Below are 22,816 nucleotides of genomic sequence, written 5' to 3' on the forward strand. Positions count from 1 at the left end.
CCGCCGCTGGCACCGCAGAGTAGGTCTTCAACCACTGTGGGTGCCTCTGCCGAAAAGGGCACCGCGCCACACCCCATGAACCGGTGAAAACTCGGTCAACGCCATTAACACCGGCAACGCGGCCGAGCACACGGCAAACCGGGCGAAATCGCGGAGCCCCCGGCGCGGCGCCGGAGGGTCCGCCCGCGCCACCGGCCTCAGCCCTGGGCCCCGCGCACCTCGGCGAGCACGCCGGGCAGGTCCTCGGGCTTGACCAGCACGTCGCGCGCCTTGGAGCCCTCGCTGGGGCCGACCACGTCGCGGCTCTCCATGAGGTCCATCAGCCGCCCGGCCTTGGCGAAGCCCACGCGCAGCTTGCGCTGCAGCATCGACGTGGAGCCGAACTGGGTGGTGACCACCAGCTCGATGGCCTGCAGCAGCAGGTCCAGGTCCTCGCCGACCTCCTCGTCGATCTCCTTCTTCTTGGCCTCGGCGGTGCCGACGTCCTCGCGGTAGGTGGGCTCGGCCTGCTTCTTGCAGTGCTCGACGATGGCCCGGATCTCCTTCTCGGTGACCCAGGCGTTCTGCAGCCGGATGGGCTTGCCCGCGCCCATCGGCAGGAACAGCGCGTCGCCCTTGCCGACCAGCTTCTCGGCGCCGGGCTGGTCGAGGATGACGCGGCTGTCGGAGAGGCTGGAGGTGGCGAACGCCAGCCGCGAGGGCACGTTGGCCTTGATCAGGCCGGTGACCACGTCGACGCTGGGCCGCTGGGTGGCCAGCACCAGGTGGATGCCCGCGGCGCGGGCCAGCTGGGTGATGCGCACGATCGCGTCCTCGACGTCGCGCGGCGCCACCATCATCAGGTCGGCCAGCTCGTCGACGATCACCAGCAGGTAGGGGTAGGGCTCGTAGACCCGCTCGCTGCCGGGCGGGGCCTTCAGCTCGCCGGCGCGCACGGCGGCGTTGAAGTCGTCGATGTGCCGGAAGCCCGAGGCGGCGAGGTCGTCGTAGCGGCGGTCCATCTCGCCCACGACCCACTGGAGCGCGTCGGCGGCCTTCTTGGGGCTGGTGATGATCGGCGTGATGAGGTGGGGGATGCCCTCGTACATCGTCAGCTCGACCCGCTTGGGGTCGACCAGGATGAGGCGGACCTCGTCGGGGGTGGCCCGCATCATGATCGAGGTGATGAGCCCGTTGATGCAGGTCGACTTGCCCGCGCCGGTGGCGCCGGCCACCAGCACGTGGGGCATCTTGGCGAGGTTGGCCACCACGGTGGAGCCCTCGATGTCCTTGCCCAGGCCCACGAGCATGGGGTGGTCGTCGGAGGTGGCCGGGGCCGAGCGCAGCACGTCGCCGAGGCTGACGATGTCCTTGTCGGCGTTGGGGATCTCCACGCCGATGGCGGACTTGCCGGGAATGGGCGACTGGATGCGCACGTCGGCGCTCTTGACCGCCAGCGAGATGTTCTTGGTGAGCGCGGTGACCTTCTCGACCTTCACGGCCGGTCCCAGCTCGATCTCGTAGCGGGTGACCGTGGGGCCGCGGGTGAACCCGGTGACCTCGGCGTCGATGTTGAACTGCTCCAGCACCCCGGTGAGCGCCTCGACGACGGTGTCGTTGGCCTTGGTGCGCGGCTTGGGCGGCGTGCCGGGCTTGAGCATGGTGGAGGCGGGCAGCTCGTAGTCGCCGTCGACCACGCGCGGCGGGATCGAGAGCTGCTCGGCGGACTCCGGCGGCGGGGTGGGGTCAGGCGGGGGCGGCGCGGGGGCGGCCTCGGCGGCGGCCACCACGGGGGTGTCGTAGGGGCGCTCGTGGTCGCCGGCGACCCCGGTGTCGGCCTCGGCGTCCGCGGGCGCCGGGCGCGGTTTGCGGCGCCGCCGGGGCTTGGGCGTGTCGTCCTCGGCGGGCGGGTTGAGGATGTCCACACCGGCGTGCGGGCCGGAGTCGGGCTCCATGAGGCCGCCGAAGAGCTGCCGCAGCCGCTCGGGGATGCGGTAGACGGGGGTGGCGGTGACCACCAGCAGCCCGAAGATCAGCAGCATGGCCAGCAGCACGCCGGTGACCCAGGGGGTGACCAGCAGGCTCAGCGGCCCGGAGGCGGCGAACCCGATGATCCCGCCGGCCTCGCGCACCGCCTGGGGGTCCTCGGCCGGCCAGGGGATGCCGTGGCCGATGTGGATGAGCCCGAGCAGGCCCACCAGCAGCGAGGCGGCGCCGATGAACAGCCGGCCCACGTCGGTCTGGCCGGTGCCGGGGGTGCGCATCAGCCGCCAGGCGAACGGCAGGAACAGCAGCGGCAGCACGGGCGAGAAGGTGCCGAACGCGCCGACCACGACCAGGCGGGTGAGGCGCGGCAGCGGGCCCTCGGTGTCCCACCACACGGCGGCGGCGATCAGCAGGCCCAGCGCGAGCAGCACCAGGCCGAAGCCGTCGCGGCGGAGGTCGGGGTCGAGGTCGCGGGCGCTGCGGCCGGCGGCGCGCGCCAAGCCCCCCACGGTGTGCGCGAGCAGCCGCCACACCAGCAGCAGCACCCGGCCGATCCACACGAACAGCAGGGCGATGGGGCCCTCGGAGGCGGCGCCGGCCCGGGAGGGGGCGGGGCGCTTGGCCGCGGGGGCACGGCCGCGCTGGGCGGAGGAGCCGGAGGGACGGCGGGCCGGCGCCTTCTTCCGGCCGGAGCCGCCGCCCCGGGACGCGCCGCCGCCGGATCCTTGAGGGGTCTTGGGCGCACGGGTGGCCATGGTGGGCACCCTACTAGGGTGCGGCACGGCCGCCGAGCAGGCCCGCCCCGGCGTGTCGGGCACGGCGGCGCCCCGGCGCGCCGCCGGCCCGGGGCGCGGGCTAGATCTCGACGATCACCGGGACGATCATCGGCCGGCGCCGGTAGGTCTCGTTGACCCAGCGGCCCACCCCGCGCCGCACCAGCTGGCGCAGCTGGGTGGGGTCGGTGATGCCGTCGGAGGCGGCCCGCTCCAGGGACTCCTGGATCTTGGGGATGACCTCGTCGTAGGCGTCGGCGTCGATGCCCGCGCCCCGCGTGTGGATCTCGGGCTCGCCGACGATCTTGCCGGAGGTGGAGTCCACGGCCACGATGACCGAGATGAACCCCTCCTCGCCGAGGATGCGGCGGTCCTTGAGCGCGGACTCGGTGACGTCGCCCACCGAGGCGCCGTCGACGTAGACGTAGCCGGCCTGGACCTTGCCGGTGATGCGGGCGCGGCCCTTGTGCAGGTCGACCACCACGCCGTCCTCGGCCAGCACGATGCGGTCGCGCTCCAGGCCGGTGAGGGCGGCGATGTTGGCGTGGGCGCGCATGTGCCGCCACTCGCCGTGGACCGGCATGAAGTTGCGCGGGCGCACCATGTTGTGGACGTAGAGCAGCTCGCCGGCCGAGGCGTGGCCCGAGACGTGCACCAGCGCGTTGCCCTTGTGCACGACCTTGGCGCCCCACCGGGTCAGCCCGTTGATGACCCGGTTGACCGAGGTCTCGTTGCCGGGGATGAGCGAGGACGCCAGCAGGACGGTGTCGCCCTCCTCGATGCGGATCTGGTGGTCGCGGTTGGCCATGCGGGTCAGCGCCGACATCGGCTCGCCCTGGGAGCCCGTGGAGACCAGCACGGCCTCGTCGGGGCGCAGGTCGTCGAGGTTCTTGACGTCGACCAGCAGGTCGCCGGGCACGGTGAGGTAGCCCAGGTCGCGCGCGATGTTCATGTTGCGCACCATGGAGCGGCCCACGAAGGCGACCTTGCGGCCGTGGGCCTTGGCGGCGTCCAGGACCTGCTGGACGCGGTGCACGTGGGAGGCGAAGCAGGCCACGATGATGCGCTGGCCGGCGTCGTCGAAGACCTTGTCGATGACCGGCGAGATGTCGCGCTCGCTGGTGACGAACCCGGGGACCTCGGCGTTGGTGGAGTCGGCCAGCAGCAGGTCGACGCCCTCGGCGCCCAGGCGGGCGAACCCGGCGAGGTCGGTGAGGCGGCCGTCCAGCGGCAACTGGTCCATTTTGAAGTCGCCGGTGTGCAGCAGGGTGCCCGCACCTGTGCGCACCGCCACGGCCAGCGCGTCGGGTATGGAGTGGTTGACCGCCAGGAACTCCAGGTCGAAGGGGCCGAACGAGCGCCGGTCGCCCTCCTCGACCTGGACGGTCTCGGGCTTGATGCGGTGCTCGCCGAGCTTGGCCGACAGCAGCGCCAGGGTCAGGCGCGAGCCCACCAGCGGGATGTCGGCGCGCTCGCGCAGCAGGAACGGCACAGCCCCGATGTGGTCCTCGTGCCCGTGGGTGAGCACGAGGGCCGCAACGTCGTCGAGCCGGTCCCGGATGTAGTCGAAGTCGGGCAGGATGAGATCGACCCCGGGCTGCTCCTCCTCGGGGAAGAGCACCCCGCAGTCGATGATCAGCAGCTTGCCCGCGTACTCGAAGACGGTCATGTTGCGGCCGATCTCGCCGAGGCCGCCCAGCGGCACCACGCGCAGGGTGTCGGCGGTCAGCGGCGGCGGCGGGCCGAGTTCGGGGTGCGGATGGCTCATGCGGATCCCTCCGTCAGGCGTTCCACGCCCACCACGCTGGCGGGCACGGCCTGGTGGGGGGCGAGGCCGATGGGTCCCTTGACTCCGGCGGCCGCGAGGTCCTCGCGCAGCAGCGCCTGGAGTTCGATGGAGGCGTCGGCCAGCGGCGTGCGCACGGGGCCGCCGGGCAGGCCGAACATGTTCAGCACCGCCTTGGTCGTGATGACCCCCTGGGTGCGGAAGATGCCCGTGTAGACGGGGGTGAGGCGGCGGTGGATGGCGAGCGCGCGGTGGACGTCGCCGGACTCGTAGGCGTCGATCATGTCGTGCAGGTCGGCCCCGACGATGTGGCCCACGACGCTGACGAATCCCGAGGCGCCCACCGACAGCAGCGGCAGGTTGAGGATGTCGGTGCCGCAGTAGTAGGCGAGGTCGGTGCGCTCCATCACCCAGGAGCTGGCGCCGAGGTCGTCCTTGGCGTCCTTGTTGGCGACGATGCGCGGGTGCTCGGCCAGGCGGACGAGGGTCTCCGACGCGATCGGGGTGCCGGTGCGGCCGGGGATGTCGTACAGCATCACCGGCAGGTCGGTGGAGTCGGCGATCGCCGTGAAGTGGCGGATCAGCCCCTCCTGGGGCGGCTTGTTGTAGTACGGGGTCACCAGGAGCAGCCCGTGCGCGCCCGCGCGCGCGGCCGACTCGGCGAGGTGGATGCTGTGCCGGGTGTCGTTGGTGCCCACACCGGCGACGACGACGGCGCGGTCGCCGACCGCCTCCAGCACGGCGCGCAGCAACCGGTCCTTCTCGTCGTCGCTGGTGGTCGGCGACTCGCCCGTGGTGCCGCTGATGATGAGGCCGTCATTGCGCTGCTCGTCGACCAGATAGGTGGCGAGTCGGGCGGCTCCGTCGTAGTCGACGTCGCCGTTCTCGCGCATCGGCGTGACCATTGCGGTCAGCATCCGGCCGAAAGGAGCGCTCGGTGTAGTGCTGCCTGACATAGGGAAAACGTACCGCGCCAGGACCCCACCTGCGCCCATGCGGCCCCGTCGAAGCGGATTTTCCGGGCTTTGCGCCACCTTCCGGCCGTTCCGGCGTGTCCTGCGGGGCACCGGTCGGCGTTGTTGTGATCTTGACTCCCGAGTGAGGCGCATACCACACTTCCAGCGCGCACCGGGGTGACCTCGGCGTTTTCGCGCCGCGGCGCACCCGCGGCCGCCCCGGCGCGCGCTCCCCCGCTCCCCCGCACCCCTGGAGGGCCCGATGCGCCGGATCGGCAACGCCCTGGCCGGGTTCAGCACCCGCTGGATCCCCGACGCCTTCGTCTTCGCCATCGCCCTGACGGTGGCGGTCTACCTGCTCGCCCTCGGCCTGACCGACCACGGCCCCGTCGCGCTCGTCGACGACTGGTACGCCGGGTTCTGGGGGCTGCTGGAGTTCGCCATGCAGATGTCGCTGGTCCTGGTGACCGGCTACGCGCTGGCGTCCTCTCCCCCGGCGCGGCGCGGCATCCGCGCCCTGGCCCGCCTGCCGCGCGGACCGCGCTCGGCCTACGCCCTCACCACGCTCGGCGCCACCCTGCTGGGGATCGTCCACTGGGGCCTGGGGCTCATCGCGGGCGCGCTGCTGGCCGTGGAGGTCGCGCGCTCCTGCCGCGAACGCGGGATCAAGGTGCACTTCCCGCTGCTGGCCGCGGGCGGCTACACCGGCCTGATGGTCTGGCACAGCGGGCTGTCGGGGTCGGCCCCGCTGCTGGTCAACACCCCCGGCCACTTCCTGGAGGACCAGATCGGGGTGGTGCCCCTGACCGAGACCCTGTTCCAGCCGTTCAACCTGGTGTTCCTCGCGGTGATGATCGTCGGCGCGCCGCTGCTGGTGCTGGGCATGCACCCGCGCGCCGAGGAGGCCGAGGAGATCGCCGAGGAGGACGGGGACGACGGGGACGACGGGGACGCCAGGGACACAGCCGCCCGCGAGGGCGCCGGGCAGGGCGGCCCGCGCCCGGCGGAGCCCGTGCGGCGGGCCCCGGCCGAGCGCCTCATGCACAGCCGGATCCCGGTGTACACGGTGGTTCTGGCGGGCCTGGTCTACCTCGTGCCCGAACTGGTGCGCAGCGGGATCGTGGGCATGGACCTCAACCTGCTCAACTTCACGTTCCTGATGCTGGGCCTGGCCCTGCACGGCACGCTGGCCGGCTACGCCGCCGCCGCGGCCGAGGGCGCCCGCAACGCGTCCTCGGTCATCGTCCAGTTCCCCTTCTACGCCGGGATCATGGGGATCATGGAGCACTCGGGGCTGCTGGCCGCGGTCGCCGAGTGGTTCGTGTCGTTCTCGACGCCGTTCACCTACCCCTTCTGGGCGCTGATGAGCGCCTGCCTGGTGAACCTGGCGGTGCCCTCGGGCGGCGGGCAGTGGGCGGTGCAGGGCCCGATCGTGCTCAGCGCGACCCAGCAGCTGGGGCTGGACACGGGCGTGGGCGTGATGGCCGTGGCCATGGGCGACCAGCTCACCAACGGCGTGCAGCCGTTCTGGGCGCTGCCGCTGCTGGCGCTGACGCGGCTGCGCGCGGGCGCGGTGCTGGGCTACAGCGCCGTGGTGATGGCCTTCGCGATCACCGTCGCGGCGCTGTGCATCACGTTCCTGTCCTAGGGGCCCCGCGCGCCCGGACCGGGCGCGGCGGCGGAGCGGCCGCGGCCGCTCCGCCGCACGGGCGGGCTCCGGCGGCGCTAGTCGTCGCTGTCGCCCGGCAGCAGGAGGCTGAGCAGCCAGCTCACGACGGCGACCACGATGGCGCCCAGCAGCGCCGGCCAGAAGCCGTCGATCGTGAACGGCAGGTCCAGCGCACCGGCGATCCACGCGGTGAGCAGGAGCAGCAGCGCGTTGACGACCAGGGCGATCAGGCCGAGGGTGAGGACGTAGAACGCGCAGCCGACCGTTTTGACGATGGGCTTGATGACCGCGTTGACCAGGCCGAAGATCGCGCCGAGGGCGACGTAGACGAGGATCGTCTGGGTGGGCGACTCGGTCTGGACGTCGAGCCCCTCGATCAGGAAGACGGCCGCCCAGATGGCGACGGCGTTGATGAAGATTCTCAGGATGATGCTCACGCCCTCGATGCTGCCACGACCCGGGTACCGCGCGCATGCCGCGCCGGCGCATTGCGGGTATTTCCCGGGTCCTCACCGATACCGCTTCAGGGGCGCGGGCGCGGCATGCGGGGCGCCTGCCGCCCGGCGCGCGCGGCGCGGCGTTTGGCGCCGCGGGCCGCACCTGGGAGCATGCAGGGCACACCGCGCCCCGGCGGGCGCGGCCAGGAGCAGGTGACCAGCGGATCGAGCGGATAGGGCCGCCCCGTGTCGACAGAGCGCTTTGTCAGGTCCGCCCGCGAGGCGGACATCCCCACCGTCGTGGACGTCCAGGTTGCGGCCTGGCGGTCGATGTACGGCCCGCTGCTGCCCGAGGCCGTCCTGGCCGAGATCGGCGGGCAGGAGGCCGCGGCCCGGTTCCGCGAGCAGTGGCTGGCGGCCGTGCGGACCCCGCCGACCTCGCGGCACCGGCTGCTGGTGGCCACCGACCACCGCGCGGTGGTGGGGTTCGCCGCGGTCGGCCCGGCCGAGGACCCCGACCGCTGGCCGGGGACCGACGCCGAGGTCTACGCGCTGCACGTGCACCCCGACCACGTCGGCGCCGGGCACGGCAGCCGGCTGCTCAACGCGGCGGTGGACCACCTGGTGGACGACGGCTTCGGGCTGGCGGTGCTGTGGGTGCTGGAGCCGCCCAACCCGCTGCGCTCCTTCGCCGAGGCGGCGGGCTGGCGCCCCGACGGCGCCACGCGCGAACTCGACCTGGGCGCGCCGCTGCCGATGGTGCGCCTGCACGCCGCGATCGGCGGGTGACCCGGCCGCCCGATGGGCGGCGCCGCGCGGCCGGTCCCGGCCCCGCCCCCGGGCGGCGCTACCGTTGAGGGCGTCCCGGGCAGCGAGGCCCGGGGCAGCGGCGTCGGAGGAAAGAGGACCAGCGCGTGGCCACGGTCAGCGAATGGGTCGCGGGGGCGCGTCCGCGCACCCTGCCCAATTCGATCGTCCCGGTTGCGGTGGGCACCGGGGTCGCCCTCGGCGCGGGCTCCGCCGTGTGGTGGAAGGCCCTGCTGGCGATGGGTGTCGCCCTGGCCCTGCAGGTGGGTGTCAACTACGCCAACGACTACAGCGACGGCGTCCGGGGCACCGACAACGAGCGGCGTGTGGGCCCCACCCGCCTGACGGCGGCCCGCCTGGCGGCCCCGCGGCGGGTGTTCACGGCGGCGTGGGTGTGCTTCGCGGTGGCGGCCGTGCTGGGCCTGGTGCTGGCGGTCACCACGGCGCTGTGGCTGGTCCTGGTGGGCGCGGTGGCGATCGTGGCCGCCTGGTTCTACACCGGCGGCAGCCGCCCCTACGGCTACCACGGCCTGGGCGAGGTGTCGGTGTTCGTGTTCTTCGGCCTGGTCGCCGTGGTGGGCACGGTGTTCGTGCAGATGGAGGCCGTCCCGTGGCAGGGGTGGGTGGCCGCCGTCCCGGTGGGCCTGCTGTCGTGCTCGGTGCTGGTCATCAACAACCTGCGCGACATCCACACCGACGCCGCCACCGGCAAGAACACCCTGGCGGTGCGCCTGGGCGAGCGGAACACCCGCCGCCTCTACGTCGGGTGCGTCGTGGCCGCCTTCGTGTCCGCGCTGGCCACGGCGGCGGCCGGGTGGTGGGCCGCCCTGGTGCTGCTGGCCGCGCCGCTGGCGGTGCCGCCGGTGCGCCGGGTGGTCACCGGGCAGGTCGGCCGCGACCTCGTCCTGGGGCTGGGCGAGACCGGGAAGCTGCAACTGGCCTTCGGTGTGCTGTTCACGGCGGGCCTGGCGCTGGGCGCGCTGGGGTAGCCGCCCGGCGGCGGCCGGGGGCCGGGGCGTGCGCCCCGGCCCCCGTTGCGTCGGGGGGCCTACGGGCGCGGCACCGCGAGCGCCCTTCGGGCGGCGGATCTCGGGGTCCGCGGAGGCGGCGCGCGCGAAGTCGCCGGTTTGGCCGTCTCTGTCTTCGGAAATGTGCACTGCGTCGGATTGACCCAAGCATCGTCACCTTCGCGGTTGACAGCGATCAGAGAGCTGGATCACACTTCCTGCACATCGCATATCGCCGTACACCGTCCGCAATCCCCCCGTTCCGGCGCCGCGCGCCGGGGCACCCCCGAGGCCGTGCGGGCCCCGGGAAGCACTCGTCACGGTGGAGGTCCGCATGGTTTACCTGGCCGAGTTCGTCGGAACGGCGATTTTGACGCTGCTGGGCTGCGGCGTCGTCGCCGGCGTCACCCTGGCGCGGTCCAAGGCCGAGGGCAGCGGCTGGATCGTCATCACGTTCGGCTGGGGCCTCGCCGTGACGGTCGCCGTCTACGTGGTCGGCCAGTACAGCGGCGCGCACATCAACCCGGCGGTCACCTTCGCCATGGCCTCCATCGGCGAACTGGGCTGGGCGCAGGTGCCCGGCTACATCGCGGCCCAACTGCTGGGCGCGTTCTTCGGCGCGGTGCTGGCCTGGGTGGTCTACCTGCCGCACTGGCGGGTCACCGAGGACCCGGTGGTCAAGCTGGGGGTGTTCAGCACCATCCCCGCCGTGCGCAGCATCGCCGCCAACTTCGCCACCGAGGTGATCGGCACCTTCCTGCTGATCTTCGGCATCCTGGGCATCAACGCCAACATGAACCCGATCGGCGCCGGCGGCGGCGGGCTGCAGGACCTGTTCGGCACCGGGTTCGCGCCGCTGCTGGTGGGCTTCCTCGTCCTGGCGATCGGCCTGTCCCTGGGCGGGCCCACCGGCTACGCCATCAACCCGGCGCGCGACCTGGGCCCGCGCATCGCCCACGCGGTGCTGCCCATCCCCGGCAAGGGGTCCTCGGACTGGTCCTACTCCTGGGTGCCGATCGTGGCGCCGATCGTCGGCGCGGTCCTGGCGGCGCAGGTCTACGTGCTGCTGGGGTTCGAGGTCTGAGGCGGCGCCCGCCGGGGCCCGCGCGCGGCGTGCGGGCCCCGGCGGGCGGCCCAGGCCGCTCAGTCCAGGCCGAGCAGCGGCTCCAGGCCCAGCGTGAGGCGGTCGGGCAGGCCCGCCACCCGGCGCACTCCCAGCAGCACGCCGGGCATGAAGGACTCCCGGTTCATGGAGTCGTGCCGGATGCGCAGGGTCTCGCCGTGCGTGCCGAACACGACCTCCTGGTGGGCGATCATCCCGGTGATGCGCAGGGCGTGCACCCGCACGCCCGCCACGTCGGCGCCGCGCGCCCCGGGGACCTCGGCGGTGGTGGCGTCGGGCATCGGCGCCGATCCCGCGCGCTCGCGGGCGGCGGCCACGAGTTCGGCAGTGCGGGAGGCGGTGCCGCTGGGGGCGTCGGCCTTGTTGGGGTGGTGCAGTTCGATGATCTCGGTGGACTCGAAGTAGGGCGCGGCCTTGGCGGCGAAGGACATCATCAGCACGGCGGCGATGCCGAAGTTGGGCGCGATGAGGACGTTGGCGCCGGGGTTGGCGGCCAGCAGCTCGCGCACCCGGTCCAGACGGGCGTCGTCGAAGCCGGTGGTGCCCACCACGGCGTGCACCCGGTTCTCGATGAGCCAGCGCAGGTTGTCCATGACCGCGTCGGGGTGGGTGAAGTCCACGACGACGTCGGCGCCGCGCACGGCGTCGCGCTCCTCGGCGGTGTCGACGCCGGCCACCAGCTCGGTGTCGCCGGCCCCCTGGACCGCCTTGACGACTTCGGACCCCATGCGCCCCTGGGCGCCGAACACTCCTACCTTGATCACGGGGATTACCGTACCGGAGCCGCGCCGGCGGCGGTGCCGGGTGGCCGGGCGGGCGCGCCGCGCCCCGAAGCGGCGCGCCCGCCGCCGCTCAGGGGCGCGCCAGCAGCAGCGCGAAGTCCCCGGCGGGGTCGGTCCACCAGTGCTCCAGGCCGAACCCGGCCCGGCGAAGTTCCGCCGCGATCCCCTCGCGGCGGAACTTCGCCGAGATCTCGGTGCGGACCTCCTCGCCCGCCGCGAAGTCGACCTCCAGGCCGATGGCGCGCACGCGCGCACGCTGCGCCGAGCGGGCGCGCAGCCGCATCTCGATCCACTCCGCGCGGGGGTCCCACACCGCCACGTGGTCGAACCCCTCCGGGCGCAGGTCGGCGTCGAGTTCGCGGTTGAGGACGCGCAGCACGTTGCGGTTGAACTCGGCGGTGACCCCGCGCGCGTCGTCGTAGGCGGCCACCAGCCGGGCGGGGTCCTTCACCAGGTCCAGCCCCAGCAGCAGGGTGTCGCCCTCGGCGAACCCCTCGCGCAGGTCGGCGAGGAAGGCCGCGCGGCGGTCCGGCGGCTGGTTGCCCAAGGTGGAGCCCAGGACCGCGACGGCGCGGCGGCCGCCGGAGGGCAGCAGGTGCAGGTGGCGCTCGAAGTCGGCGACCACGGCGTGGACCTCCAGGCCGGGGTAGCCCGCGCCGATCGCGGCGGCCGACTCCCGCAGGAACGCGCCGCTGACGTCGACGGGCACGAACCGGCGCAGTGTCCCGGCGGCGCGCAGCGCGTCCAGCAGCAGCCGGGTCTTCTCGCCCGAGCCCGCGCCCAGCTCCACCAGGGTGTCGGCGCCCGAGGCGCGGGCGATCTCGGGGGCGTGGCCCAGCAGGATGGCCCGCTCGGCGCGCGTGGGGTAGTACTCCGCCAGCCGGGTGATCTCCTCGAACAGCGCGCTGCCGCGCTCGTCGTAGAACCACTTGGGCGGCAGCGACCGCGGCCGCGAGCCCAGGCCCTCGGCGACGTCGCGGCGCAGGGCCTTGGCCAAGTCGTCGGTTGTCAGGTACTGGTCGATGCGCAGCATCGGCTCCCCCGTTGCTCAGTCGACCGCGCTGATGCCGGTCAGGCGGTATCCGTCCCGGTCGGCGGTGACCAGGGTCCGGTCGGGCACCCGCCGCCAGGCGGGGTCGTCGTCGAGGGGTTCGGAGGCCAGCCACACGCCGCCGCAGCCGTGGCGGACGTAGAGGGTGTCGCCTGCGGCGGTGGCGGCCAGGCGGCGGCCGTCGGCGGCCAGCAGGTTGTAGCGCCCGGCGGAGCAGGCGCGGGCCTCGCGCGCCACGCGGGCCAGCGCCGCGCCCAGCTCCTCCCCCGCCCGCCACAGCCGCACGGCGGCGGCGAACAGCGGCGCGGAGTCCACGGGGGTGCGGGCGTCGAGCACGCCGCGCGGCAGCGGGTGGCCCAGCCGCGCGGCCAGCTCCTCGTGGTCGGCCGCCGCGCCGTTGTGGGAGAACAGCCGGCTGTCGGCGCGGAACGGCTGGGCGCATGACTCGTCGGTGCCGAAGCCGGGCGTCGCGTCGCGCACGGCGGCGACCAGGCACGTGGTGGTGAGCGCCTGGGCTGCGTCGGCGAAGGAGGCGTCGGCCCAGATCGGCATGGCCCGCCGGTAGCGCAGCGGGCCGGTGCGGCCCGGGACGTACCAGCCCACGCCGAACCCGTCGGCGTTGACGGTGCCGTGGCGCTGCTCGCGCGGCGCGTAGGACTGGGTGAGCAGCGAGGCGGGCGATGCGTAGACCAGGTCGTGCAGCGTGCGGGGGGCGCCGAGGTAGGCGAGGTGGCGGCACATCAGGCGGCCGCCTCCCGTACCCGCCGGCGCGCCCCGTCGCGGGTGCGGCGGACGGCCCTCACCGGCCGCCTCCGCGGCGCCCGCCCTCGTCGGGGTCGGCGTCGCGCGCGCACCGGAACCCGCTGAAGATCTGCCGGCGGATGGGGTGGTCCCAGTTGCGGAACGTGGCGCGGACGGCGGTGGGGTGGGTGGCCCAGGAGCCGCCGCGCAGCACCTTGTAGTCGCCGCCGAAGAACACCTCGGAGTACTCCCGGTAGGGGAACGCGGCAAAGCCCGGGTAGCCGGTGAAGTCGGTGGCGGTCCACTCCCACACGTCGCCGAGCATCTGCAGCGCGCCGCAGGGCGCCGCGCCGTCGGGGAAGGCCCCGGCCGGGGCGGGGCGCAGCAGGCGCTGGCCCAGGTTGGCGTGGCGCGGGGCGGGATCGGCGTCGCCCCATGGGTGGCGGCGGGAGGCGCCGGTGGCGGGGTCGTGGCGCGCCGCCTTCTCCCACTCGGCCTCGGTGGGCAGCCGCTTGCCCGCCCAGCGGGCGTGCGCCTCGGCCTCGTAGTAGCACACGTGCTGCACCGGCTCCTCGGGCGGCAGCGGCTCCACGCGGCCCATGCGTCGGCGCAGCCAGCCGCCGCCGGTGTCGCGGATCCAGAAGGCGGGGGCGCGCTTGCCCGAGCGGGTGCGCCACTCCCAGCCCCGCGGGCTCCACCAGCGGGGGTCGTCGTAGCCGCCGTCGGCGATGAAGTCCAGGTGGGCGGCGTTGGTCACGGCGGCGGTGTCGATGCGGAAGGCGGGCAGGTCGACGGTGTGGGCGGGCCGCTCGTTGTCATAGGCCCAGGGGTCGTCGTCGGTGCCCATGGTGAAGGGCCCGGCCTCGACCAGCACCTCGGCCGGGCGGCGGGTGTCGGGGGCGGGCCGGGGCGGCGGCGCGGTGAGGCCGGGCAGCACGGGGCGGCCGCGCCGCAGCTGGTGGGTGGCCAGCATGGTCTCGTCGTGCTGGTGCTCGTGCTGGATCACCATGTGGTAGACGAACCCGCCGTCGAGCAGCGGGGCGCCGGAGTCGAACCGGGCGCGCTCCAGGGCGTCGAGCACCCGGGCGCGCACCCGCGCGTTGTAGTCGCGGGCCTCGCGCGGGGTGAGCAGCGGGAGGCTGACGCGCTCGGCGCGCGGGTTCTCGAAGGCGTCGTAGAGGACGTCGATGTCGGGCCGCAGCGCCTCGCCTCCGGCGGCGGCGCGCACCAGCCACTGCTCCTCGTAGTTGCCGACGTGGGCGAGGTCCCACACCAGCGGCGACATCAGCGGCGAGTGCTGGGCCAGCAGCTCGTCCTCGTCCAGGGCCTCCAGGGTGAGGGCGACGCTGCGGCGGCGCCCGTGGTCGAGTTCGGCGGCGATGCGGGTGCGCAGCCGCTCGCCGGCGGCGCCGTCGGCGACGGCCGGCGGGCGGGCGGGTTCGGGCGTGGGCCGGGTCATGTGGTCTCCTCCTCTTCCGCCGCGGCGCGCTGCGGGCGCGGCGGTGCCGGGTCTCGGGGTGCGGGCGGGGCGCCGCGGGAGCGGCGGGTCCGGGCCCGCGGGCCTCGCGCGGCCGGCGCTCCGGCGGTCAGGCCGCCGGCGCCAGGTGGTGCAGGTCGGCGGGGCAGCGGCCGCGCTCCACGAAGCGCTCCCGGTAGTCCTCCACCGCGCCCGCCAGGCCGGCCTCGTCCATGCGCTCCAGCGCCGCGCTCGCGGCGGCGAAGCAGGTGCGGGCGCAGGCGGCCAGCTCGGGGTCTGCCAGGGCCAGGGCGGCGGCGCGCCGCCACAGCCCGGCGCCGCCGCCCAGCCGCTCGGTGGCCTCGGCGGCGGTGTCGGCCGCCGCGGGGTCGTCGAGCAGCGCGGCGGCCACGGCGATGGGCACCGCCAGCCAGCGCGCGGGCAGGGCGTCGATCATCCGCAGCTCCAGCCAGCCGCGCGGGCGCACCGGCGGGAACAGCGTGCTGAGGTGGTAGGCGAGGTCCTCGCGGGTGGGCCGGCGGCGGTGGCGGCACGCCAGCCAGTCGCCGAACGCCAGCCCGGGGTCGACCTCCCAGGGCCCGTGGTCGGCCCGGATGGTCATCAGCCGCGCCCGCAGCGCGTAGGCGGTCCAGGCGGCGACCGGGTCGCCGCGGCCCGGCGCGCGGGTGCGGGAGGGGTCGATGCCCTCCCACACCGCCCACCGGCTGGAGCGCCAGCCGGTGGCGCGGCCCCGGTGGACCGGGGAGTTGGCGAAGGCCGCCACCAGGAGCGGCCCCAGCCGGTGGGCCAGCCGCCAGCGCCGTGCGGCGTCGGCGGCGTCGGCGCCGATGTCCAGGCACACCTGAAGTGACGCGGTGCTGCACATCATCAGGCGGCCGGTGGCGCACCCGGCGGAGTCGAAGTAGCGCTCCATGGCGGCGTAGCGCGGCTGGGCGAGCTGGCGCACGGGCGGGCGCCGGGGGTCCAGGCCGACCCCCACCAGGCGCAGGCCGGCGGCGCTCAGGTGGCGGGCGATGTGGTCGGTGTCGGCGGCGAGGGCGGCGTAGGCGGCCCCGGGGCCGGGGAGGGGCGGCGAGCTCAGCTCAAGCTGCCCTCCGGGTTCGAAGGTGACGGCGCTCCCGCCGGGCGGCGGCCCGGCCTGGGCGACGGCGGTCGAGACGGTGCGGATGGGAACGGGTGCGCCTGGGCGGGCGGGGTCGGTGACCAGCCATTCGGCTTCGGCGCCGACGCGGCCGGGCGGCCCGGTCTTGAAGCAGACGCCGTTGATGTAGTCGTGCACGTCGGACTCGGTGAGGTAGCTCAAGGCCGTCTCCTCGCTCGGCGGAGCTGACGTAGCTCTACCCCTGCCCGGTACCGGCCGCCGCCGAACCCCCCGGGCGGCACGGCGGCGCGAACGCGGCGGGAAATTCACCCGGCGCCGACGCGAACACGGGGCGGCCGTGGGCCGCGCCTTACCCGGGCCCCGCCCGCGCTCGGGCTCAGGCCAGGGGCGCCTGGTACCACTCCGAGGCCAGGGACAGGCCCGAGCGCCACAGGAACGCCCGCTTGTGCGTGTCGTGGCCGCCGCTCTCCACCACCATGCGCACCGCGCCCCGCGCGGCCAGGCGCGGCCGGGCCGCCTCGACCAGCGCGGTGCCGCTGACCCACCAGTCGCGGGGGTCGGCCACCCAGAAGTCCTCGACGTAGGCCAGGGGCCCGCCGGGCGCGTAGACCTCGGCGGAGGGCCCCGGGACGGCCAGCAGGCAGCCGCTGAGGCGGGGGCCGCGCCGGGCCGCCAGGACCAGCGCCCGCGGGTCGGCCACCAGGCGGGCCACCCGCGCGCGGTGGCGGTCGCGCGCGTCGGGCGCGGGGTCCCAGAACCCCGGCGCGTGCGGCCGGTAGGCGGCGCGCCGCTCCTCGGCCAGCGCCACGATCGCCTCGATGTCGCCGGGGTGCGCCTCACGCACCTCGGGCCGCTCCTGGGATGCCATGTCGTCCTCTTTCCCACCCCGGGCGCGCGGCGGCGCCCGGCGCCGCGCGGTAGACCGGCCTTCGCCCGGGCAGCGGTCGGGCGCGGGCTTCGGGCGCCCGCTCCCCCGGCGGGGTCCGCGTGCCCCGGTGCGCCCGGACCCGATGCAAGTGATACGACGGTGCAGGAAACCACACAAGGGGGTACCCGGCATGACGTCACCCGACCTGCCGTCCGCGGATCCGGCCGACCTGCGCCGGCTGCTGGACGGCCGCTGGGCGCACATCCGCGACCTGGCCCGCCGCCACCTGCGGGGCGAGCGGTTCCGCCCGGTGTTCGGCCTGGGCGTGGAGGAGCACCGCGAGCGCGTGCTCGGCCAGCTCAAGGAGATCGCGGCCACCGAGATGTCGTCCTACGGCTTCTCCGGCGACCACGGCGGCGCCGACGACGTCGGCGGCTCGGTGGTGGCCTTCGAGATGCTGGTGTGCGACCTGTCGCTCATGGTGAAGGTGGGCGTGCAGTGGGGGCTGTTCGGCGGCGCCGTGCAGGCCCTGGGCACCGAGCGCCACCACGCCGAGTTCCTGCCGGGGATCATGTCGCTGGAGATCCCCGGCTGCTTCGCCATGACCGAGACCGGGCACGGCTCCGACGTCCAGCGGCTGCGCACCACCGCCGAGTACGACCCCGCCACCGGCGAGTTCGTGGTCACCACCCCTGACGACGCCGCGCGCAAGGACTACATCGGCAACGCCGCCCGCGACGGCCGCTACGCGGTGGTGTTCGCCCAGCTGCGCACCCGGGGCGAGGGCCACGGCGTGCACGCCCTGCTGGTGCCGATCCGCGACGCCGGGGGCCGCCCCCTGCCCGGGGTCCGCATCGAGGACTGCGGCCCCAAGGCCGGCCTCAACGGGGTGGACAACGGGCGGCTGTGGTTCGACCGGGTGCGCGTGCCGCGCGAGGCCCTGCTCAACCGCTACGGCGACGTCGCCCCCGACGGCACCTACTCCAGCCCCATCGAGAGCCCCAACCGGCGGTTCTTCACCATGCTGGGCACCCTGGTGCGCGGGCGCATCAGCGTGGCCGGCGGCGCCGGAAGCGCCACCAAGGCCGCGCTGGCCATCGCCGTGAAGTACGCCGAGGCGCGCCGCCAGTTCGACCGCCCCGGCTCCGGCGAGGAGGTGCGGCTGCTGGACTACCGCGCCCACCAGCGCCGGCTGCTGCCCGCCCTGGCGCGCACCTACGCCCTGCACTTCGCCCAGGAGGAGCTGGTCTCCACCCTGCACGACCGGCACAGCGGCGAGGGCCTGCACGACGAGCACGGGCAGCGGGAGCTGGAGGCGCGCGCGGCCGGGCTCAAGGCCGTGGCCACCTGGCACGCCACCCGCACGATCCAGACCTGCCGGGAGGCGTGCGGCGGCGCGGGCTACCTGGCCGAGAACCGGCTGCCCCAGCTCAAGGCCGACACCGACGTGTTCACCACCTTCGAGGGCGACAACACGGTGCTGCTGCAGCTGGTGGCCAAGGGCCTGCTGACCAACTACCGCCAGGAGTTCGGCGACCTGGACCCCATGGGCATGGCGCGGTTCGCGGCCGGGCAGTTCCTCGGCGCGGTCATCGAGCGCACGGCCGCGCGGTCGCTGATCGAGCGGCTGGTCAGCGCGGCGCCGGGGCGCGGCGACGCCTCCGACCTGCGCGACCGGGGCTGGCAGCTGAAGGTGCTGGAGGACCGCGAGCGCCACGTCCTGGACGGCCTGGCCAGGCGGCTGCGCAGGGCGTCGGCCGGCGGCGACGCGTTCGCGGTGTTCAACGACGCCCAGGACCACGTGCTGGCCGCCGGGCGGGCCCACATCGACCGGATCGTGCTGGAGGCGTTCGTCGCCGGGATCGACCGCTGCCCCGAGGGCGGCACGAAGGCGCTGCTGGACAAGGTGTGCGACCTGTACGTGCTGTCGGTGATCGAGGAGGACCGCGCCTGGTTCCTGGAGCACGAGCGGCTGACCGCCACGCGCGCCAAGACGGTCACCCAGGAGGTCAACCGGCTGTGCCGGGAGCTGCGGCCGCACGCCGAGACGCTGGTGGACGCGTTCGGGCTGGCCGACGAGTGGCTGGCGGCGCCGATCGCGCTGGGCGCCGAGGCCGCCCGCCAGGAGGCCCAGCGCGCCCACGCGGCCGGGCGCGCGGACGAGGCGGCCCCAACCGGCTGATGCGCGGCGGCTCCGGGCCGTCCCGTCCGGCGGGGCGGCCCGGAGCCGGGTGTCAGGGCGTCCAGCGCCATTCGCGGATGTCGGGCGCGTCGTCGCCGTGCTCGCGGGTGTAGGCGCGGCAGCGCAGCCGCTCGTTCTGCATGCGCTGGCGCAGGTGCGCGGCCCGCACGTCCAGCCCGGGGACGTGGTCGATGACGTCCATGACCAGGTGGAAGCGGTCGAGGTCGTTGAGCATCACCATGTCGAAGGGGGTCGTGGTGGTGCCCTCCTCCTTGTAGCCGCGCACGTGCAGGTTGGCGTGGCCGTTGCGGCGGTAGGTCAGCCGGTGGATCAGCCACGGGTAGCCGTGGAAGGCGAAGATCACCGGCTTGTCGACGGTGAACAGCGCGTCGAAGGCGCTGTGCGGCAGCCCGTGCGGGTGCTCCTCGGCGGGCTGCAGGCGCATGAGGTCCACGACGTTGACCACCCGCACCCGCAGCTCGGGCAGGTGCTCGCGCAGCAGCTTGGCCGCGGCCAGGGTCTCGGCCGTGGGCACGTCCCCGGCGCAGGCCAGGACCACGTCGGGCTCCACGCCGGCGTCGGTGCTGGCCCACTCCCAGATGCCCAGGCCGCGGGTGTTGTGCGCGATGGCCTCGTCCATGGTCAGGTAGTCGAGGTTGGGCTGCTTGCCGGCGATCACCACGTTGACGTAGTCGCGGGAGCGCAGGCAGTGGTCGGCCACCGACAGCAGGGTGTTGGTGTCCGGCGGCAGGTAGACGCGGATGATCTCCGGCTTCTTGTTGACCACGTGGTCGATGAAGCCGGGGTCCTGGTGGCTGAACCCGTTGTGGTCCTGGCGCCACACGTGCGAGCTGAGCAGGTAGTTCAGCGAGGCGACGGGGCGGCGCCAGGGCAGCGCGCGCGAGACCTTGAGCCACTTGGCGTGCTGGTTGAACATCGAGTCCACGATGTGGATGAACGCCTCGTAGCTGTTGAACAGGCCGTGGCGGCCGGTGAGCAGGTAGCCCTCCAGCCAGCCCTGGCACAGGTGCTCGCTGAGGGCCTCCATCACCCGGCCGTCGGGGGCCACGCCGTCGTCGGTGGGCAGCCGGGCCATGTCCCAGGCGCGGCCGGTGGCCTCGAAGACGGCGCCCAGCCGGTTGGAGGCGGTCTCGTCGGGGCCCATGATGCGGAACGTGCGGGGGTTGCGCCGCATGACGTCGCGCAGGTAGCCGCCGAGCACGCGCGTGGCCTCGGTGGCGGCCGAGCCCGGGCGCTCCACGTCGACGGCGTAGTCGCGGAAGTCGGGCAGGGTGAGGTCCTTGAGCAGCAGGCCGCCGTTGGCGTGCGGGCTGGCGCTGATGCGGCGGTCGCCGGCGGGTACGACGGCCGTGGTCTCGGCCATGGGCGCGCCGCGCTCGTCGAACAGCTCCTCGGGGCGGTAGGAGCGCAGCCACTCCTCCAGTTGGCGCCGGTGGGCGGGGTTGGCGCGCACCTCGGAGAGCGGTACCTGGTGGGCGCGCCAGGTGTTCTCCACAGGGATGCCGTCGACCTCGCCGGGTCCGGTCCAGCCCTTGGGGCTGCGCAGCACGATCATCGGCCAGCGCGCCTCGATGTGCCGGCGGTCGCCGTCGGGGCCGCCCCCGGAGCGGGCGCGCCGCCGGATGGCGGCGATGTCGTCCAGGCAGCGGTCCAGGGCGTGGGCCATGTGCTGGTGCATGGTGGCGGGGTCGTCGCCGGAGACGATGTAGGGCCGGTGGCCGAAGCCCTCAAGCATCGCCACGAGGTCGCCTTCGGGCATGCGGGCGAGCACGGTGGGGCCGGCGATCTTGTAGCCGTTGAGGTGCAGGATCGGCAGCACGGCGCCGTCGCGGCGGGGGTCGGCGAAGCGGTGGGCCATCCAGCTTCCGGCCAGCGGGCCGGTCTCGGCCTCCCCGTCGCCCACGACCGCCGCCACGACCAGGTCGGGGTTGTCGAAGGCGGCCCCGTAGGCGTGGGAGAGGGCGTAGCCGAGTTCGCCGCCCTCGTGGATGGAGCCGGGGGTCTCGGGCGCGACGTGGCTGGGCACGCCGCCGGGGAAGGAGAACTGCCGGAACAGCCGCCGCATGCCTTCGGCGTCCCGGGTGATCTCGGGGTAGACCTCGGAGTAGGTGCCGTCCAGCCACGCGGTGGCCACGGCGGCGGGCCCGCCGTGCCCGGGGCCCACGATCCACATCATCTCCGTGCCGCGCCGCCGCACCTGCCGGGAGAGGTGGGCGTAGACGAAGTTCAGTCCCGGGGTGGTGCCCCAGTGGCCGAGCAGCCGGGGCTTGATGTGCTCGGGCCGGAGGGGTTCGCGCAGCAGCGGGTTGGCCAGCAGGTAGATCTGCCCGACGGAGAGGTAGTTGGCGGCCCGCCAGTACCGGTCCACCCGCCGCAGTTCGAGGTCGCTGAGCGCCGGCACGGTCGCGAGGCCGGTCGTGGTGGTGGTGTGCGTCATGAGCTTCCCCCTCGCAAAGCGCGACGACCCGGCGTCCCGCACCGGCCGGGCCGCTGCTCCCCTACCCGGGAGGCGGTGGGTTATGGGGGCGGCGGCGGGGAGACTCAGGCGAATCCGCGCCGGACGCCGCGAAGCGTGTGCGCGCCCCAGACCACGGGGCCGAGGTGCCGATGAAGACCTGAACGCCGCGGGAGCGGGGGACGGTACGGAATCGAGAACGCGGGCCGCCCCCGCCCACGCGGGTGGAACTCCGGTCCGTTGGACGAAATTCCGCAATTCCGCAGGTGCGCGCATTGGCCTCCGAAAAAGGCGCAGGTCGTGAATGCGGCCGCGGAACAGCACGGCGTCATTGGATCATGACACCCCGTTGACACCGGCGTAACGGTCACGTAAGTTTCGGACCATTGGAAAGCGCTTCCCAAGACCTCACCCCAGGAGGTCTCGCACCGCCGGCCGCGGCGTTTCCCCACTTCGGCGGGTGCCTTCGGGCAACCGCCGGTACCCGCGGCCCTCCCACGGCGGGGCGCCCCTCGGGCCCCCGCCCTCCAGCAGCCCGCCGCGCGGGCACGACTCCTTGACTCGCCGGCCCGGTGGGCCGGTCCCCCACTAGGAGATCTGATGCGTACGAACAGCGAGAAAACCCTTACCCGCCGGTCCCTCGGCGCCTTCGTCGCCCTCGGCGCGGGCGCCGTGCTCATCGCGGGCACGCTGGCCACCCCCGCCTCCGCGCAGGCCGTGGGCTCGCCCGAGGGCTGGGCGAGCATGAACGGCGGCACGACCGGCGGCGCCGGCGGCGCCACCGTGACCGTCAGCAGCGCCGGCGCCCTGGTCGACGCCATGGCCAGCGACGGCCCCCTGACGATCCAGGTGCAGGGCACCATCGAACTCGACGGCATGAACGACGTCACCAGCGACAAGACCGTGATCGGCCTCGACGGCGCCGAGATCACCGGCGGCGGCCTGGACATCGACGACGCCCACAACGTCATCGTGCAGAACATCGCGTTCTCCGACTGGGGCGACGACGCCATCAACGTCCAGGACGGGTCCACCAACGTCTGGATCGACCACAACAGCTTCACCAACGGCAACGACGGCGCCGTGGACGTCAAGCGGGAGTCCGACTACGTGACGATCTCGTGGAACCACGTCTTCGACCACGAGAAGTCCATGCTGCTGGGCCACTCCGACGGCCACACCGCCGACCGGGGCAACCTGCGGGTGACCTACCACCACAACTACTTCGACGGCTCGGACAGCCGCCACCCGCGCGTGCGGTTCGGCGACGGCGTGCACGTCTACAACAACTACTACCGCGACAACGCCGAGTACGGCGTGGCCTCCACCATGGACGCCGGCGTGCTGGTCGAGAACAACTACTTCGAGAACGTCGACAACCCCACCCACGTGGGCTACGCCGACTCCGACCCCGGCCGCATCGAGGCCCGAGGCAACGTCCTGGACGGCTCCGGCGCGCTGGAGACCGCCGGCTCCGTCCCCGAGCCGCCCTACTCCTACGACCTGGACAACGCCGCGAACGTCCCCGGCATCGTCTCGGGCGGGGCGGGCCCGACCCTGTAGCCCTCCCCCTCGCCTCCCGAGGGGCGCGGCGCGCCCGCGCCCCTCGGGTAA

At 74.2% G+C, this 22,816-nt stretch carries 17 protein-coding genes; 6 read left to right on the forward strand and 11 right to left on the reverse strand.

What is annotated here, in order from left to right; genetic code table 11:
* Positions 1–197: 197 nt before the first annotated feature.
* From HNR12_RS08675 to dapA, 3 genes are all read right to left on the reverse strand, one after another.
* On the reverse strand, positions 198–2,720 hold the full coding sequence (locus tag HNR12_RS08675) for a DNA translocase FtsK (protein WP_179766999.1): 2,523 nt from the start codon (positions 2,718–2,720) through the stop codon (positions 198–200).
* Positions 2,721–2,820: 100 nt separating this feature from the next.
* A complete protein-coding gene (locus HNR12_RS08680) occupies positions 2,821–4,506 on the reverse strand; it encodes a ribonuclease J (protein ID WP_179767000.1) in 1,686 nt (561 codons plus the stop codon).
* Positions 4,503–5,480 carry a 4-hydroxy-tetrahydrodipicolinate synthase gene (dapA, locus tag HNR12_RS08685; RefSeq protein ID WP_179767001.1) on the reverse strand — a complete coding sequence of 326 codons (978 nt, stop codon included), beginning with the start codon at positions 5,478–5,480 and terminating at the stop codon, positions 4,503–4,505. Before dapA ends, HNR12_RS08680 begins: the two co-directional genes overlap by 4 nt.
* Before the next feature lie 262 nt (positions 5,481–5,742).
* On the opposite strand from dapA, the gene HNR12_RS08690 reads away from it, so the two are divergent.
* A complete protein-coding gene (locus tag HNR12_RS08690) occupies positions 5,743–7,128 on the forward strand; it encodes a short-chain fatty acid transporter (protein WP_179767002.1) in 1,386 nt (461 codons plus the stop codon).
* Between the two features lie 77 nt (positions 7,129–7,205).
* Here HNR12_RS08690 and HNR12_RS08695 read toward each other — a convergent pair whose 3' ends face one another.
* Positions 7,206–7,586 carry a phage holin family protein gene (locus tag HNR12_RS08695; protein WP_179767003.1) on the reverse strand — a complete coding sequence of 127 codons (381 nt, stop codon included), beginning with the start codon at positions 7,584–7,586 and terminating at the stop codon, positions 7,206–7,208.
* Between the two features lie 246 nt (positions 7,587–7,832).
* Between HNR12_RS08695 and HNR12_RS08700 the strand changes: the two genes are divergently transcribed.
* The 3 genes from HNR12_RS08700 (at position 7,833) to HNR12_RS08710 (ending at position 10,484) form a co-directional block, all read left to right on the forward strand.
* A complete protein-coding gene (locus tag HNR12_RS08700) occupies positions 7,833–8,375 on the forward strand; it encodes a GNAT family N-acetyltransferase (protein ID WP_179767004.1) in 543 nt (180 codons plus the stop codon).
* A gap of 125 nt (positions 8,376–8,500) precedes the next feature.
* Positions 8,501–9,382 carry a 1,4-dihydroxy-2-naphthoate polyprenyltransferase gene (locus HNR12_RS08705; RefSeq protein WP_179767005.1) on the forward strand — a complete coding sequence of 294 codons (882 nt, stop codon included), beginning with the start codon at positions 8,501–8,503 and terminating at the stop codon, positions 9,380–9,382.
* Between the two features lie 352 nt (positions 9,383–9,734).
* Positions 9,735–10,484 (forward strand): MIP/aquaporin family protein, encoded by a 750-nt coding sequence (locus HNR12_RS08710; protein WP_179767006.1) that lies wholly within the window; start codon positions 9,735–9,737, stop codon positions 10,482–10,484.
* 59 nt (positions 10,485–10,543) lie between these two features.
* On the opposite strand, the gene dapB is transcribed toward HNR12_RS08710, so the two are convergent.
* The 6 genes from dapB to HNR12_RS08740 form a co-directional block, all read right to left on the reverse strand.
* Positions 10,544–11,287 carry a 4-hydroxy-tetrahydrodipicolinate reductase gene (dapB, locus tag HNR12_RS08715; protein WP_179767007.1) on the reverse strand — a complete coding sequence of 248 codons (744 nt, stop codon included), beginning with the start codon at positions 11,285–11,287 and terminating at the stop codon, positions 10,544–10,546.
* 88 nt (positions 11,288–11,375) lie between these two features.
* Entirely contained in the window at positions 11,376–12,338 is a 963-nt protein-coding gene (egtD, locus tag HNR12_RS08720) for an L-histidine N(alpha)-methyltransferase (RefSeq protein ID WP_179767008.1), read from the reverse strand.
* 15 nt (positions 12,339–12,353) lie between these two features.
* Positions 12,354–13,097 (reverse strand): ergothioneine biosynthesis protein EgtC, encoded by a 744-nt coding sequence (egtC, locus tag HNR12_RS08725; protein ID WP_179767009.1) that lies wholly within the window; start codon positions 13,095–13,097, stop codon positions 12,354–12,356.
* Between the two features lie 58 nt (positions 13,098–13,155).
* Entirely contained in the window at positions 13,156–14,556 is a 1,401-nt protein-coding gene (gene egtB, locus HNR12_RS08730) for an ergothioneine biosynthesis protein EgtB (protein ID WP_179767010.1), read from the reverse strand.
* A 127-nt stretch (positions 14,557–14,683) separates the two neighbouring features.
* On the reverse strand, positions 14,684–15,877 hold the full coding sequence (gene egtA, locus HNR12_RS08735) for an ergothioneine biosynthesis glutamate--cysteine ligase EgtA (protein ID WP_179767011.1): 1,194 nt from the start codon (positions 15,875–15,877) through the stop codon (positions 14,684–14,686).
* A gap of 175 nt (positions 15,878–16,052) precedes the next feature.
* Positions 16,053–16,544, reverse strand: a complete 492-nt coding sequence (locus HNR12_RS08740; protein ID WP_179767012.1) for a GNAT family N-acetyltransferase — start codon at positions 16,542–16,544, stop codon at positions 16,053–16,055.
* Positions 16,545–16,734: 190 nt separating this feature from the next.
* Between HNR12_RS08740 and HNR12_RS08745 the strand changes: the two genes are divergently transcribed.
* Positions 16,735–18,726: an acyl-CoA dehydrogenase family protein gene (locus tag HNR12_RS08745; RefSeq protein WP_179767013.1), complete on the forward strand. Its 1,992-nt coding sequence runs from the start codon at positions 16,735–16,737 to the stop codon at positions 18,724–18,726.
* 52 nt (positions 18,727–18,778) lie between these two features.
* Here the strand turns inward: HNR12_RS08745 and HNR12_RS08750 are convergent, their stop codons facing one another.
* Positions 18,779–21,184, reverse strand: coding sequence for a phosphoketolase family protein (locus HNR12_RS08750; protein ID WP_179767014.1), 2,406 nt, complete (start codon positions 21,182–21,184; stop codon positions 18,779–18,781).
* Positions 21,185–21,802: 618 nt separating this feature from the next.
* Between HNR12_RS08750 and HNR12_RS08755 the strand changes: the two genes are divergently transcribed.
* Positions 21,803–22,765 (forward strand): pectate lyase family protein, encoded by a 963-nt coding sequence (locus HNR12_RS08755; RefSeq protein ID WP_179767015.1) that lies wholly within the window; start codon positions 21,803–21,805, stop codon positions 22,763–22,765.
* Positions 22,766–22,816: the final 51 nt, after the last annotated feature.

This window comes from Streptomonospora nanhaiensis (genome assembly GCF_013410565.1).
Lineage (GTDB): Bacteria > Actinomycetota > Actinomycetes > Streptosporangiales > Streptosporangiaceae > Streptomonospora > Streptomonospora nanhaiensis.

What these genes read in the sequence shown, in the direction of transcription:
- HNR12_RS08675 (WP_179766999.1), bottom strand. Translation starts at nt 2,720, where the DNA reads ATGGCCACCCGTGCGCCCAAGACCCCTCAAGGATCCGGCGGCGGCGCG.
- HNR12_RS08680 (WP_179767000.1), bottom strand. Translation starts at nt 4,506, where the DNA reads ATGAGCCATCCGCACCCCGAACTCGGCCCGCCGCCGCCGCTGACCGCC.
- dapA (WP_179767001.1), bottom strand. Translation starts at nt 5,480, where the DNA reads ATGTCAGGCAGCACTACACCGAGCGCTCCTTTCGGCCGGATGCTGACC.
- HNR12_RS08690 (WP_179767002.1), top strand. Translation starts at nt 5,743, where the DNA reads ATGCGCCGGATCGGCAACGCCCTGGCCGGGTTCAGCACCCGCTGGATC.
- HNR12_RS08710 (WP_179767006.1), top strand. Translation starts at nt 9,735, where the DNA reads ATGGTTTACCTGGCCGAGTTCGTCGGAACGGCGATTTTGACGCTGCTG.
- egtD (WP_179767008.1), bottom strand. Translation starts at nt 12,338, where the DNA reads ATGCTGCGCATCGACCAGTACCTGACAACCGACGACTTGGCCAAGGCC.
- egtC (WP_179767009.1), bottom strand. Translation starts at nt 13,097, where the DNA reads ATGTGCCGCCACCTCGCCTACCTCGGCGCCCCCCGCACGCTGCACGAC.
- egtB (WP_179767010.1), bottom strand. Translation starts at nt 14,556, where the DNA reads ATGACCCGGCCCACGCCCGAACCCGCCCGCCCGCCGGCCGTCGCCGAC.
- HNR12_RS08740 (WP_179767012.1), bottom strand. Translation starts at nt 16,544, where the DNA reads ATGGCATCCCAGGAGCGGCCCGAGGTGCGTGAGGCGCACCCCGGCGAC.
- HNR12_RS08745 (WP_179767013.1), top strand. Translation starts at nt 16,735, where the DNA reads ATGACGTCACCCGACCTGCCGTCCGCGGATCCGGCCGACCTGCGCCGG.
- HNR12_RS08750 (WP_179767014.1), bottom strand. Translation starts at nt 21,184, where the DNA reads ATGACGCACACCACCACCACGACCGGCCTCGCGACCGTGCCGGCGCTC.
- HNR12_RS08755 (WP_179767015.1), top strand. Translation starts at nt 21,803, where the DNA reads ATGCGTACGAACAGCGAGAAAACCCTTACCCGCCGGTCCCTCGGCGCC.